The sequence below is a fragment of the Chryseobacterium sp. 27AL genome, from assembly GCF_057815395.1.
The window spans coordinates 108245-121086 of the sequence record NZ_JBYRIW010000007.1 but is presented as its reverse complement, the minus strand read 5'-3'; the positions used below and the strand labels follow the sequence as shown (position 1 = coordinate 121086).

16 protein-coding genes are annotated in these 12842 nt (G+C 34.9%); 11 read left to right on the top strand and 5 right to left on the bottom strand.

Annotated features, from left to right (window positions below):
- Window positions 1-5: 5 nt before the first annotated feature.
- On the top strand, window positions 6-815 hold the full coding sequence (locus AC3WV0_RS12155; protein WP_488846331.1) for an aminotransferase class IV: 810 nt from the start codon (window positions 6-8) through the stop codon (window positions 813-815).
- A gap of 83 nt (window positions 816-898) precedes the next feature.
- Here the strand turns inward: AC3WV0_RS12155 and AC3WV0_RS12150 are convergent, their stop codons facing one another.
- Together AC3WV0_RS12150 and AC3WV0_RS12145 are read right to left on the bottom strand one after the other, a co-directional pair.
- A complete protein-coding gene (locus AC3WV0_RS12150) occupies window positions 899-1483 on the bottom strand; it encodes an N-acetylmuramoyl-L-alanine amidase family protein (protein WP_488846330.1) in 585 nt (194 codons plus the stop codon).
- Window positions 1484-1589: 106 nt separating this feature from the next.
- Window positions 1590-2138: a YqgE/AlgH family protein gene (locus AC3WV0_RS12145; RefSeq protein ID WP_089998050.1), complete on the bottom strand. Its 549-nt coding sequence runs from the start codon at window positions 2136-2138 to the stop codon at window positions 1590-1592.
- 24 nt (window positions 2139-2162) lie between these two features.
- Between AC3WV0_RS12145 and pdxH the strand changes: the two genes are divergently transcribed.
- Complete coding sequence (gene pdxH / locus AC3WV0_RS12140; protein ID WP_488846328.1) at window positions 2163-2810, top strand: pyridoxamine 5'-phosphate oxidase; 648 nt, start codon at window positions 2163-2165, stop codon at window positions 2808-2810.
- 81 nt (window positions 2811-2891) lie between these two features.
- Here the strand turns inward: pdxH and AC3WV0_RS12135 are convergent, their stop codons facing one another.
- On the bottom strand, window positions 2892-3182 hold the full coding sequence (locus AC3WV0_RS12135) for an HU family DNA-binding protein (RefSeq protein WP_089998048.1): 291 nt from the start codon (window positions 3180-3182) through the stop codon (window positions 2892-2894).
- 400 nt (window positions 3183-3582) lie between these two features.
- On the opposite strand from AC3WV0_RS12135, the gene panD reads away from it, so the two are divergent.
- Together panD and AC3WV0_RS12125 are read left to right on the top strand one after the other, a co-directional pair.
- Window positions 3583-3933, top strand: coding sequence for an aspartate 1-decarboxylase (gene panD, locus AC3WV0_RS12130; RefSeq protein WP_029294648.1), 351 nt, complete (start codon window positions 3583-3585; stop codon window positions 3931-3933).
- A gap of 4 nt (window positions 3934-3937) precedes the next feature.
- Window positions 3938-4966: a lysylphosphatidylglycerol synthase transmembrane domain-containing protein gene (locus AC3WV0_RS12125; RefSeq protein WP_488846327.1), complete on the top strand. Its 1029-nt coding sequence runs from the start codon at window positions 3938-3940 to the stop codon at window positions 4964-4966.
- Between the two features lie 108 nt (window positions 4967-5074).
- On the opposite strand, the gene AC3WV0_RS12120 is transcribed toward AC3WV0_RS12125, so the two are convergent.
- Together AC3WV0_RS12120 and AC3WV0_RS12115 are read right to left on the bottom strand one after the other, a co-directional pair.
- Window positions 5075-5680 (bottom strand): hypothetical protein, encoded by a 606-nt coding sequence (locus AC3WV0_RS12120; protein WP_488846326.1) that lies wholly within the window; start codon window positions 5678-5680, stop codon window positions 5075-5077.
- A gap of 177 nt (window positions 5681-5857) precedes the next feature.
- Window positions 5858-7915: a M3 family metallopeptidase gene (locus AC3WV0_RS12115; protein WP_488846325.1), complete on the bottom strand. Its 2058-nt coding sequence runs from the start codon at window positions 7913-7915 to the stop codon at window positions 5858-5860.
- Window positions 7916-8126: 211 nt separating this feature from the next.
- Between AC3WV0_RS12115 and AC3WV0_RS12110 the strand changes: the two genes are divergently transcribed.
- The 7 genes from AC3WV0_RS12110 to rimM all read left to right on the top strand — a co-directional run bounded on the left by AC3WV0_RS12110 (window position 8127) and on the right by rimM (window position 12821).
- Window positions 8127-8660 carry an SRPBCC family protein gene (locus AC3WV0_RS12110; protein ID WP_488846323.1) on the top strand — a complete coding sequence of 178 codons (534 nt, stop codon included), beginning with the start codon at window positions 8127-8129 and terminating at the stop codon, window positions 8658-8660.
- 173 nt (window positions 8661-8833) lie between these two features.
- Complete coding sequence (locus tag AC3WV0_RS12105; protein ID WP_488846322.1) at window positions 8834-9283, top strand: GreA/GreB family elongation factor; 450 nt, start codon at window positions 8834-8836, stop codon at window positions 9281-9283.
- 93 nt (window positions 9284-9376) lie between these two features.
- Window positions 9377-10012, top strand: coding sequence for a DoxX family membrane protein (locus tag AC3WV0_RS12100; protein ID WP_488846321.1), 636 nt, complete (start codon window positions 9377-9379; stop codon window positions 10010-10012).
- 54 nt (window positions 10013-10066) lie between these two features.
- A complete protein-coding gene (locus AC3WV0_RS12095; protein WP_488846320.1) occupies window positions 10067-10579 on the top strand; it encodes a nitroreductase family protein in 513 nt (170 codons plus the stop codon).
- A gap of 191 nt (window positions 10580-10770) precedes the next feature.
- Entirely contained in the window at window positions 10771-11610 is an 840-nt protein-coding gene (locus AC3WV0_RS12090) for a T9SS type A sorting domain-containing protein (protein ID WP_488846319.1), read from the top strand.
- A gap of 102 nt (window positions 11611-11712) precedes the next feature.
- Window positions 11713-12267, top strand: a complete 555-nt coding sequence (locus AC3WV0_RS12085) for a 30S ribosomal protein S16 (protein ID WP_488846317.1) — start codon at window positions 11713-11715, stop codon at window positions 12265-12267.
- 11 nt (window positions 12268-12278) lie between these two features.
- Window positions 12279-12821, top strand: coding sequence for a ribosome maturation factor RimM (gene rimM / locus AC3WV0_RS12080; protein WP_488846315.1), 543 nt, complete (start codon window positions 12279-12281; stop codon window positions 12819-12821).
- Window positions 12822-12842: the final 21 nt, after the last annotated feature.

Here is a 12842-nt window from a genome sequence, read left to right as displayed (position 1 = left end):
TTAAATTGGAGAATCAATATTTTACATCGGGAGAATTAAATATAGAGAACAGAGCATTCCTGCTTGGAGATGCGGTGAAGGTTTCATTCTTTATAAGAAATTCAAAGTTAATCATGGATGAAGAATGCTATTTTTTTCTGATGGCTTCCATGAGGAAAATGAGGCTCAATATTCCTTTGTCATACACGTTAGAATTTTTTCAGTCGATTTTTAATAAAGATATTATTGAAGGAAAAGGAATTGAGAACGGGATCATCAATTTTCAGGTCTTCAGAAATAGGGATGGTATTACTTTGTCCAAATCTTCCGTATCATATTATTATGAAGTTAAGGAAATGAGTGATGTTTTATCAATCCATGAAAGACTGCTGGAACTGGATTTAATCAAAGAAATTAGCGTTAATAACAATCTTCTGAGCAATATCCGTGTCCACAGTCCGGAAAATATTTACGGTGAAATTTACGCGCAGGAGAATGATCTTGATGACGTAATTTTCCTAAATCCGAACAAAAGAATTGCAAGGGCGATATCCGGTAATCTTTTATTTCTGGAAGGGGATATGATTAAAATACCGAAACAAACCGAAGGAGCATACATCTCGCCTTTGATGGAAAACTTTGTTACCTTTTTACATAAAAATAATCTTGCCGATATTCAGGAGCATGAAATTATTGCATTTGAATCTCAGAAGGCTGAAGAAATTCTTTTGATATCTGATGAAAAGGGGATTTTTTTGGTAGGTAAAATAAGAAATAAAACTTTTGGAAGTGCAAAGTTCTCAGGATTGGTAGAGGCCTGGAAAAACAGCTTTTAAAATTGACAAACCCGGTAAACAACAAAAAATTTTCAAAGTCCTTTACCGGGTTTTATTCCGAAATTATCAGAATTGTTTCTTATTTAGTATTCATTAAAAACTTCAATGAATTTTTGAGCAATTTCTTTTTGGCCGTTTTTGCTGGTTAAATACTCTCTGTCTTTTGTATTGTTCATAAAGCCCAGCTCTACAAGAACAGTAGGTGCTTTAGATTCTCTTAAAATGTGAAGGTTTTTTTCTCCCGCAATTTCACAAGGATTAAGTTTTTGAGAAATTTGCTGAGCCAGTTTTTTTGATGCTTCCGTACTTTGAGTGTAAACTTCCTTTCCAAATCTTACAGATTCCTGATGCGGACTGCTGTTCATGTGAAGAGAAACCACTATTTCAGGATTTAATTTGTTGATCAGGGCGCTTCTGTCAGCCAGTTGGAAATAGGTGTCATTATCTCTCGTTAAAATAACTTCGTATTTATCCTGTACACTATTGAATTCCCGAATTTCCTTAGCGATATTAAGAACAACATCTTTTTCGTAGATGCCATCTCTGTTAGTGCCCATGTCGTTACCACCGTGGCCGGCATCGATGATAATTATTTTTTTGTTTTCAGGAGTGAAAGATAGAAAAGCAGCAGAAAATACTGATATAGCGAGTAGTTTGATTCCTTTCATATCGGCTGAGTTTTTGGTTAAGCAAATAACGGAAATTATTTGCTTAAAATTGGTTAACGTATTCCCAAAAATTTGTTAAATTGTAAAGAATGAATTGTAACCTTTTCTAGTTGAGTGAGATATCTTCAGGGGAATTTGCCCAAAGTAAGTATTCGCCTCCCAGATTCTGCATGATAGATTTCCAAAGCGTCTGATCGTTCGGCAAAGTGTAGTCAAGATTATAGACGTCAACTACGGTCCACATTTTTCGCTGTATCTCGCTGTCGAGCTGCATTGATGTCCATCCTGAATAACCTGAAAATATTTTTACATCATTGATATTCAGTTCGCTGTTTAAAATGGCGCTGATAATATTTTCAATATCTTCTGTCAGATAAAATTCAGGAGTAATTTCTACAAAAGTTTCCGTTACTTTTTTCCCTTTAACGATAAAGAAAACCTTATCATTTTCCACGGGACCTCCATCGTAAACTTCAATCTTAAATTCAAACAGGTCTTTGAATTTGTCGCTCATCTGGCTGTTTTTTTTATTTAAGATTAAGCCGAATGCACCCTGTTCGTTATGTTCAATAACCAATACTACCGATCGGGAAAAAATATCACCGGAAATGTCAGGTGTGGAAATTAATATTTTACCTTTGTAGGAGTAATTCATACTCAAATTTAATAAAAAATATTTATGGAAAACCTGCACGATAAAAGAAAAGTGTACGAGAGATCCCAACTTATTGAAAGTGAGATAAAACAAAATCCCATTGAGCAATTTCGAGACTGGTTCATCGAAGCGAGCGATAATCCCAGTATTTCTGAGGCTAATGCAATGGCGGTTTCGACAATAGAATCAGATGGCTGTCCGCGTACGAGAATGGTGCTGCTGAAGGCATATACATACGAAGGATTTATTTTTTATACCAATTACGACAGCAGAAAAGGAAAGGCAATTGAGAATACACATAAGGCATGTCTGCATTTTTTCTGGCCAAATCTTGAAAGGCAAATCATTATTAAGGCAAATCTTGAACGTGTTGCTGAGAACCTGAGTGACGGATATTTTCATTCAAGGCCGAAAGGAAGCCAGCTTGGAGCGGTGGTCTCACCACAAAGTCAGGTAATTCCGGATCGTTTTTTTTTGGAAGAAAAACTAAAGGAGCTTGAAAAAGAATATGAGAATGCAGAAGAAATTCCAAGACCGGAAAACTGGGGCGGATATATTGCAAAACCGTATGAAATAGAATTTTGGCAGGGAAGGCCCAACCGTTTGCACGACCGGATTATCTATGAATTAATTGACAATCTCGACTGGAAAATTTCGAGGCTGGCACCTTAGGTATCATAAAGCCTTCAAAGCCATTTTCCACAAAAAAACCTCATCACATGATGAGGTTGCTTTTTTACTTAATCTGAATGATTATTTTTTCTTAGCTCCTGAAACTGCGTTTGAAAGGTCAGCTCCTGCTTTGAATTTAGCAACTTTTTTAGCGGCAATTTTGATTGGTTTTTTAGTTGCAGGGTTAATACCTTGTCTTGCAGCTCTTTCTGCTACTGAGAAAGTACCGAATCCTACTAAAGAAACTTTTCCGTCTTTTTTCTTTAAAGTAGTCATTACGTTATTGATGAATGATTCTAAAGCAGCTTTGGCTGCAACTTTAGTGATACCTGCATCTTTTGAGATTGCGTCGATTAATTCAGACTTGTTCATAATTTTTCTAATATTAAAGTTAGTTCGTAATAATAGCAAATATAATACTATTTTCTATATGTGCAATTTTTTTATAAAAAAATAAATAATTTTTTTGTTTTTACGTGAAAATGATTAAAATATGATAATTCGTTTTTTTACGTAAAATGTACGTTACACGTTACTAAAATCATGCCAAATGCTTATGTATATTGACTTTATGAGAATCTTGATATTATTTTCTGTATTTATTAAATCCTAAATTTTAACTAAAGTATTAACAGTTTTCGGATATATTTACTGATTTTACAATTAAAAACTCCAAAAATTATATTTAAAAAAATTAAAATGCTGTGGCTCTGACAGTTTTAAAATAAGTCTAAAAAATCGTTTTATTGATTTTTATTAATAAATTTGCAGTATGTTAATAGAAGTTTTTAAGTCTAAGATTCACAGGGTGAGAGTTACGGCTTCTGACCTTAATTATATCGGAAGTATTACCATAGATGAAGATCTTATTGAAGCAGCTGGTCTTGTCGTAGGAGAAAGAGTATATATCGTAAATGTAAATAATGGTGAGCGTTTTGATACGTATGTGATCAAAGGTAAAAGAAAATCAGGCGAAGTTTGTCTCAACGGTCCTGCCGCAAGAAAAGTGCAGAGAGACGACATCATTATCATCATTGCTTATGCGCAAATGACTCCTGAAGAAGCCAAAGATTTTCAGCCTAAAATTGTTTTCCCGGATGAAAAGACCAATCTTTTGACCTAAACTGATGGAGAAAAATACAAAGAGCCCTTTAAAATCAATTCTTACAATAGTAATTTCGCTTGCTTTTGCAGGCTTTTTTTTATGGCTTGCCCTGAAAGATTTTGATTATGAATCATTCCAGAAGTCTATCTCAAAAGCAAACTACTGGTGGGTTTTATTAGCAGCATGCTTCGGGATCGCGGCTTACTGGTTCAGGGCAATACGCTGGAATCTGATGCTGGAGCCCATGGGACATACAATCTCAAATTCCAACTCGTTGTGGTCTATTTCTTTTGGATATTTAATGAACCTTACCATTCCCAGAAGTGGTGAAGTCGCAAGAGCAACAGCTTTATACGGTGTAGAGAAAGTTCCTGTAGATCAGTCTTTCGGGACTATTATTCTGGAAAGGGTAGTGGATCTGGTTTGTATGGTGGCATTTCTGGGGCTGACTTTATTATTTAAAGGAGAAGCTATTTATTCTTTTTATAAAAATTCAGGAATAGAATTTAACCCTGATAAAATTTTAATCATTCTGGGAATTCTGATTGTCGGAACGGTTTTATTTTTTGTTTTTAAAAAAAGATTGGCAAATATTCCTGTTTTAGATAAGATCATCAGATTTATTGATGGGGTTTTTGAAGGTTTGACTTCCATATTTAAATTAAAGCAAAAAGGAAAATTTATTATTTATACTATTGGAATCTGGGTTTCATATTATTTTGCAGCCTACCTTGTATGTTTTGCACTACCGGAAACTTCAGATTTTACTTTTGATGACGGATTTTTAATTCTTGTGGTAGGAACCCTCGGAATGATCATCCCGGCAAGTGGCGGAATCGGTGCTTTCAATCTTGCGATGAAATATGGTTTTATGGCATTATTCATTTCCATGGGTAAGAGCGGCGCGTTAGGAGGAGAAATAGGATTAACCTATTCTTTTATTTCATTGCCGTTGCAGATCATTATCATGTTGACGATGGGACTTATCTCCATTCCGATGCTGGCCAGAGCGAGAAATAGTATGGTCTCAGAAAAAGAAATTGCCTTATAATTTTATATTCTAAAATAGAAAACGATCGCTTAAAAAAAGTGATCGTTTTTTTGACTTTTAATTTACATCCTCAGATATTTAATGTTTATATTAGAGCATTAAGGGTATCTAAATGGTAATTACCGATCCTTTATAAAACTTTGTACAATCATAAAGATCTGAAAAGTACTGATACATTTCCGGTTGTAAAGAAATTCCATATCTTTTTTCACTATACCCTTTTTCTGCCAGCGAGTAGAGCACATTGTGGTCTTGCTTTAAAAAATTGAACAGATATTTTTCTTCAGGATTTGCCATTCCCGTAAAAAAGATGGCATAAATCAAAAAATGGTTGAAAGCTTCGGAATTGATTTTGAAAGAAAGTTTACTTTGTAAATAATCTTCATATCCTGAAAGAATGTGTTGGAAATTTTCAATACATAGCGGATTTGAAATATCGTAAAATATATCAATTCCATGGATGAAAAGCTGAGTTTCCAGCTCTTCGGGATCGGAATTGTATTTGGTATTAAACCAATTAAAAATGCCGACAAATTCTTCCTTAGAAAAGTTCTCAATATTATCAAGTGCCTTTCTTTTTATGATCTCAAGACTTGCTTTTTTGTCATCTTCAAGGTAAGGAAGCATTCCGTTTTCTTCGTAGCAGAGTTTATTATAAAGATTGATCTTTGCGCTGACAGGATCTGTTTTTATAAAATATAGTTGATCTTTCATAATATTGTGCAGTACCTTGTTTTTTGATTTTATTAAAGGTAATGAAAATAAAATGAAGTTAATAACTAATATTCCTGACTTTTAACCATTATCTAATAATTTACAACTACATGCAAATTGAAGACTGATAACGGAAACAATTATGTCCCTATTATCAGTCTGATTTTATTAAAATGATTATCCAAAAGCTCGTTTAAGCAAACTTTCCACTTTCGGTTCGCTTCCTCTAAAGCTTTTGTACAGCTCCATCGGATCTTTTGTTCCGCCCGAAGAAAGCAGGATTTTATATTTTGCGGTAATGTCAGGATTGAAAATTCCATTTTCTTTAAAATACTGAAAAGCGTCAGCATCCAGAACTTCCGCCCATTTGTAAGAATAATATCCCGCAGAATATCCACCCTGGAAAATATGCGAAAAGCTTGGGCTCATCGCCGTTTTAGGATTTGTAGGGTAAAGTTGAGTTGCTTTTGTATACTCATCTTCAAACTCCTTAACAGTCTTATTCTCCAGTTCTTCAACTTTCGTATGGTAATTCATATCCAGTAATCCGAAACCAAGCTGTCGCAAGGTCTGATAGCCTTCCATAAAGTTTTTCGATTGTGCTATTTTCTCGATTTTTTCATCGGGAAGAACTTCACCGGTTTTATAATGCTTGGCAAAAGTTTTTAGAAATTCCGGTTCATAGCAGAAATTTTCAAGGAATTGTGATGGTAGTTCCACAAAATCCCATTTTACAGAAGTTCCGGAAAGGGTCGGATAGAGTGTATTGGCGAGCATTCCGTGAAGAGCATGACCAAACTCGTGGAATAAAGTGGTCACCTCCTGGAACGTCAGTAAACTTGGCGTATCTTTCGTTGGTTTGGTAAAATTACAAACAATAGAAATATGCGGACGGGAATTTTCTCCGTTCTTCTGATACTGGTTTTTATAGCTTGTCATCCATGCACCGGCTCTTTTGCCTTTTCGCGGAAAATAATCTACATAAAGTAAAGCTTTGAAATTTTTTTCAGGATGGGTACTTCCATCTTCTGACTTTGTGCCTCCTGCCTCAAAAACCTCATACACTTTTACGTCTTCATGATATTTTGGGATGTCATTTCTTTCCACGAAAGTAAGTCCGAAAAGCTTGTTTGCCAAGCCAAAAACAGCATCCTGAACCTGATTTAATGGGAAATAAGGCCTTAATTCTTCATCATTGAGATCAAATTTAGCTTTACGGAGTTTTTCGGCATAAAAAGCATGGTCATACGCCTGAATTTCATCGATTCCGTCTGCTTTTGCTAATGATTTTAATTCTTCGATTTCTTTGTCGGCATAAGGTTTTGCTTTGGTTAAAAGTTCATTTAGAAAATCAATAACTTTTGTTGGAGATTTAGCCATTCTTTCTTCCAGAACATAATCTGCATAGTTTTTATAACCTAATAATTCTGCCTTTTGCTGCTTTAAAGTAAGAAGTTCCTTAATTAAATTCTGATTATCAAACTCGCCACCATCAAAAGATTTCTTTCCATTGGCTAATGCCAGCTCTTTCCTTAATTCACGATTTTCTGCGTACGTCATAAAAGGAATATAGCTCGGATACTGCAGGGTAACTACCCAGCCTTCAAGATTTCTTTCTTTTGCTTCTTCGGCATATTGTTCCATGATAGCATCAGGAATTCCTGCGAGATCTTCTCTGTTGGTGATATGTTTGAAATAACTGTTGGTGGAAGCCAGCACATTTTGCCCGAACTGTAGGGATTTTACAGACAGCTCCATACTGATTTTTTTCAGTTTTTCTTTGTCTTCCTCATTGAGCAAGGCCCCGCTTCTTACAAAACCTTTATACGTCTCATTTAAAAGCATTTGTTGTTCGTCGTTTAGATTGTATTTCTCTTTTTCGTCGTAAACTTTTTTAATTTTTTTAAATAAAGCTTCATTTTGAGAAATTTTTGAAGAATATTCAGTCAGAATCGGCGAAACTTCCTGAGCGATTTGTTGTAATTCATCACTTGTTTCTGCTGAATTTAAATTGAAAAATATATTGGAAACCACGTCCAGTTGCTCACCAGAATAAGCCAGTGTTTCAATTACGTTTTCAAAAGTTGGCTCTTCAGGGTTACTGACAATGCCATCAATTTCTTCTTCTGATTTTTTAATTAATTCCCTGAAGGCAGGAAGATAATCTTCATTTTTAATTTGATTAAAAGGTGCTGAATGATATGGTGTATTAAACTTTTCTGTTAAAATATTCATGTTCAAAATTTTAATTCTTGTAAATTTAATGATTCTCTTGAATCGACAGCAAAATTGCTCAAAAATGATGCCTGAATAAGAAGATGTGACAGAATTACGGTAGTTGATAAATCTTGTCATATGCGAAGTGGAGATTATGGTGAATTGATTATTTTTAACAGCTATTTCAAACACTATCACTGAAAAAAAATTAATCTTAAATAATATGGCTATGAAAACAATTTTAAAAATTCTAGGTGTCATTATTCTTCTCCTTGTAGTATACGCAGTAATTGCCATAATTGCTTTTGGCGGTAATTATCACTATGAAAAATCTATGGTTGTTAAAGCTCCGAAAGAAAAAGTCTGGCAACAGATAAGTTCTATGAAAGCTTTTAATCAATGGAATCCATGGATGAAGCTGGATTCGAATATGAAAATTACGTATTCGGGAAACAGCGGTGAAATCGGTGATAAATACTGTTGGGACAGTAAAAATGATGACGCAGGAGCAGGTTGTCAGGAAATCAAAGATCTGGTAACAAACCAAAAACAGAAAACAGAAATGATTTTTAAAAGGCCTTTTGACGGGCAGGCCACTTCCGAAATTACACTTTCTCCTGAAGGAAATGCTACAAAAGTAACCTGGACGATGGACACGGAACAAGACGCCATGATGAAAATAATGAGACCAATGATGGATTATCAGATGCGGAAATCTTATGAAGAAGGTCTTACTAATCTTAAAAACTTAGTTGAAAAATAAAACTAAAGCCCTGCAAAACTTCTGCAGGGCTTTTTTAAGCGTATGGAATTTCAAAATATGTCTATAAAAACATCTGCTAATTCATAATCGCATAGGCACTTATTACAAGTTTTTAACATATTCAAAAGTATGAATTATGTAAAAAATATTATCTTTATATAAAGATTAGATGTATGGAGAAGACAGTATTTGAGAAAAATAACATAAGAGATTATGTAAAAACCGTGATTGCCGAAAAAATAGAAAGGCTAAAAAACTTTATCGAATTTACTTTAGAAGCAAGCCGCGATATTAAAAAAACTCCGAAATATGACAGCATGCGTGAGGAAATGCAGGAAGAAATTTACCAGATGCAACGTCAGTTAGGAGCCTTAAATGATCTTAGAAGAAATATGGCCAAAGTCCTGAACAATTCCACGGAAAGGGTTCAGCTCGGTTCTTTGGTTATCACCAATAAAGCAAGGTTTTACATTTCCGTTTCTTTGGGAGAATTCTTTTTTGAAGGCGACAGATTTTATGCGATTTCCGCTGAAAGCCCTATGGCAAAAAAGATGATGGGCATGAAACCTGGTGATGAATTTACCTTAAATAAGATTCACCAGAAGATTATAGAAGTCATTTAATTTCATTATCCAAAAAAAATAACTTCAATTTTATTGGAGTTTTATTTTTATTTAGTACCTTGCAATACATATTATATAACATAAACTATTATTATGAAATTCGAAAGACTAAGAACAAACACTTTCAATCAATGGATTATTATTCATTTACGTTATCTTGTGGGTTTTGCCTTTTTTCCTTCCGGACTTGTGAAGGTCATGGGAGAGAGATTTACAAGGGTTTCCACTTCAGAGCCTATCGGTTATTTTTTTGAAGCTTTATACCAATCGGGATTTTACTGGAATTTTCTCGGGCTTACACAAGTGATCGCAGGAATATTGCTGATGACCCAGCGTTTCGCAACTTTAGGAGCGCTTATGTTTCTGGCAATTTTGAGCAATATTTGGATTATTACACTTAGTTTGTCTTTTCAGGGTACATGGATTATTACTTCTTTGATGATGATCGCTATTCTTGTACTGCTGATTTGGGATAAGCATAAGATTTTGCCATTACTCAGCTATAATAAATCATATTTAGTAGAACAGTATTCCGATCCGGATCGTCTCTGGATCATTTCAGGAAGCATTTATGCAATTTGTTTCATCAGCCTTCAGCTGTTGGGGCCTGCCAATGCAAATGTATTCACCCGCTGGTTTTCTCTGTTTCTTGGTGTTGTGATACTTATAACTTTCTTTACAAGTAATATAATGGCTTACAGGAAAAGGAGATTGTTGTTGAATAATTAAAAAATAAGTAAAACATAAATAAAGTATCAGGGAACATATTGTAAATTTGTTGTTATGAATAAATCAGAAGTTTTAAAAGAAATCATAGCGCAAAGAAGAAGCATTTTCCCTAAAGATTATACAGATACTGAAATTTCTCAGGAAGTTATAGATGAAATTGTAAATTCGGCAGCCTTTGCACCCAACCACAAGCGTACAAAACCCTGGCGTTTTAAAATATTCAAAGGTGAGGAAAAATCAAAATTAGCCTCAGAAATGCAGGCTATTTACAAATCAACCCAGCCGGAACAGCTCTTTTTAGAAAAGAAATACAATGATATTGGTTTTAAAATCAATAAAGCGGATGCTGTGATTTCTATTGTGGTTAATTTCAGCGGAATGGTTCCGGAATGGGAAGAAATTGCTGCTGTTTCCATGGCGGTTCAGAATATGTATCTTACCTGTACGGCCAACGAAATCGGCTGTTACTGGAGTTCTCCTAAAATTGTAGATCACCTCAAAAATTCTTTAACGATCGAAGAAAACCAGAAGTGTCTGGGATTGTTTTATATGGGAAATATGATATAAAGAAAAAAATAAATTTATATAATTGATTTAGTTTAATTAAAAAAAATAAAGCATATTTTCATTTTGTTTTATAATTTTTTTTCATCAATTCTAAATTAAAGAAAAATATCAGATCTGATTCATTATGAGGCAGATCTGTTTTTTTGCCGGTAAAAAATAATTATGTAATTTCAAAAATTAAAAGCAATTGTATGAAAAAAAAATTATTACTTCTTAAAGCAGTATCTGCTATTCTGTTAGGTGTTGGCTATATTCAGATTAACGGTCAATGTGCCAACCCTGCAAATGTGTATTCTTTTAACTATAACGGGAAAACGTATCAGGTCGTTAAAGAAAAAAAGAATTGGATTGATGCTGCGGCTTGTGCCGTGGAAAAAGGAGGCTTTCTGGCCGAAATCAATGACCAGAACGAACAAAATGCTGTTTTTTCAGGAGTTCAGAATGCCGGCATTATCAACAGTAATACTATGGCTCCGGATGGTGGAGGGGCTTCTTATGTATGGTTGGGAGGAAATGATATGGCCGTTGAAGGAACGTGGATCTGGGATGGAAATAATGACGCAACAGGAGCGGAATTCTGGCAAGGTGATTACACGGGAAGTCCTGTCGGAGGGCTTTATAATAATTGGGGAGATGAGCCTGATAATTTTAATTTTTTCCAACATGCTTTAGGCCTTGCTCTTACTGATTGGCCTTTTGGAGTAGCAGGGCAATGGAATGATGTGTCTCAGGATAATACATTGTATTACGTTATTGAGTACAATACTTTATTGGGAACTCGCGATCTGTCTGGCTCTTTTGAAAAACCTGCTGTCTATCCTAATCCAGTTACGGATTTTCTCACCATTGACAGTCAGGATAATATGAAAGAAATCTTAATAATGGATGCTTCGGGAAAAAGAATTAAATCAATTCAAAGCAGTGACTTATCTGATAAAATAGATTGCAGGGGTTGGACCGCTGGGATTTATTATCTAAGGATAAACTATCAGAATAAAAACTCACTATTATATAAGATCGTAAAAAAATAATCTTAAAATTATCGTGTTACCTATATTGGATTTTAAAAATTTATGTATCTTTGCACTCTTAAAATATTTAACTGGGACGAGCTCCCTTAAAATTCAAACATTATGTCAGTAAAAATCAGATTACAAAGACACGGTAAAAAAGGAAAACCTTTCTTCCACATCGTGGTTGCAGATTCTAGAGCTAGAAGAGATGGTAAATTCATCGAGAAGTTAGGAACTTACAACCCAATTACTAACCCTGCAACAATCGATTTAAATGTTGATTCTGCTGTAAAGTGGTTAAACAACGGTGCTCAGCCAACTGATACGGCAAGAGCTATTCTTTCTTACAAAGGTGCTCTTTACAAAAAACACTTACAAGGTGGTGTTGCTAAAGGAGCTTTTGATGAGGCTGAAGCTGAAAAAAGATTCAATGCTTGGGTAGAAGCTAAAGAAGCTAAGGTTCAAGGTAAAGTTGAAGGTTTGTCTAAAGCACAGGCTGATGCAAGAAAAGCTGCTTTAGAAGCTGAAGCTAAAGTAAACGAAGCAAGAATCGCTGCTGCACAGGCTGAAGCTGATGCTAAGGCTGCTGAAGAAGCTGCTAACGTACCTGCTGAAGAAAATACTGCTGAAGGAGAAGCTGCTGCTGAATCTACAGAAGAAAACACTGAAGCATAAGAAAGCCCTGTATGCGTAAAGAAGATTGCTATTTATTAGGAAAAATCACACGCAGACACGGACTTGCGGGAAACGTAATCCTTAAACTGGATACCGATCAACCCGAGCTTTACAATAAACTGGAATCAATATTCGTTGAAATCAACGGATTATTGGTTCCTTTTTTTATTGCAAAAACAACCTGGAGCAAATCTGATGCGCTCAATATCTTATTTAAAAATTCTACCGAAGCTTTGGTAGATCAGTCTTTAGGCAAAAATGTCTATTTGCCGTTATCCACATTACCTAAACTTTCAGGAAAACAGTTCTATTATCATGAAATCATCGGCTACAATATTGTTGATGAAAATGATAACGACTGTGGTGTAATCAGATCTGTAAATGATCAGACTGCACAAACGTACTTTATTACCAATCTCGACGGAAAAGAAGTCGTGATACCTATGATCAAAGACTGGATTCTTGAAGTGAACAGAGAAGAAAGATTCATCAAAATGCAGCTGCCTGAAGGTCTTATCGATGTTTTTCTGGTTCCTTCCAAAAAGGATGAATAATTTTTTCACATAAAGGAATTC

What these genes read in the sequence shown, in the direction of transcription:
- AC3WV0_RS12125 (WP_488846327.1), top strand. Translation starts at nt 3,938, where the DNA reads ATGGAGAAAAATACAAAGAGCCCTTTAAAATCAATTCTTACAATAGTA.
- rimM (WP_488846315.1), top strand. Translation starts at nt 12,279, where the DNA reads ATGCGTAAAGAAGATTGCTATTTATTAGGAAAAATCACACGCAGACAC.
- AC3WV0_RS12150 (WP_488846330.1), bottom strand. Translation starts at nt 1,483, where the DNA reads ATGAAAGGAATCAAACTACTCGCTATATCAGTATTTTCTGCTGCTTTT.
- AC3WV0_RS12105 (WP_488846322.1), top strand. Translation starts at nt 8,834, where the DNA reads ATGGAGAAGACAGTATTTGAGAAAAATAACATAAGAGATTATGTAAAA.
- AC3WV0_RS12085 (WP_488846317.1), top strand. Translation starts at nt 11,713, where the DNA reads ATGTCAGTAAAAATCAGATTACAAAGACACGGTAAAAAAGGAAAACCT.
- AC3WV0_RS12120 (WP_488846326.1), bottom strand. Translation starts at nt 5,680, where the DNA reads ATGAAAGATCAACTATATTTTATAAAAACAGATCCTGTCAGCGCAAAG.
- AC3WV0_RS12145 (WP_089998050.1), bottom strand. Translation starts at nt 2,138, where the DNA reads ATGAATTACTCCTACAAAGGTAAAATATTAATTTCCACACCTGACATT.
- AC3WV0_RS12115 (WP_488846325.1), bottom strand. Translation starts at nt 7,915, where the DNA reads ATGAATATTTTAACAGAAAAGTTTAATACACCATATCATTCAGCACCT.
- panD (WP_029294648.1), top strand. Translation starts at nt 3,583, where the DNA reads ATGTTAATAGAAGTTTTTAAGTCTAAGATTCACAGGGTGAGAGTTACG.
- AC3WV0_RS12095 (WP_488846320.1), top strand. Translation starts at nt 10,067, where the DNA reads ATGAATAAATCAGAAGTTTTAAAAGAAATCATAGCGCAAAGAAGAAGC.
- AC3WV0_RS12110 (WP_488846323.1), top strand. Translation starts at nt 8,127, where the DNA reads ATGAAAACAATTTTAAAAATTCTAGGTGTCATTATTCTTCTCCTTGTA.
- pdxH (WP_488846328.1), top strand. Translation starts at nt 2,163, where the DNA reads ATGGAAAACCTGCACGATAAAAGAAAAGTGTACGAGAGATCCCAACTT.
- AC3WV0_RS12100 (WP_488846321.1), top strand. Translation starts at nt 9,377, where the DNA reads ATGAAATTCGAAAGACTAAGAACAAACACTTTCAATCAATGGATTATT.
- AC3WV0_RS12090 (WP_488846319.1), top strand. Translation starts at nt 10,771, where the DNA reads ATGAAAAAAAAATTATTACTTCTTAAAGCAGTATCTGCTATTCTGTTA.
- AC3WV0_RS12135 (WP_089998048.1), bottom strand. Translation starts at nt 3,182, where the DNA reads ATGAACAAGTCTGAATTAATCGACGCAATCTCAAAAGATGCAGGTATC.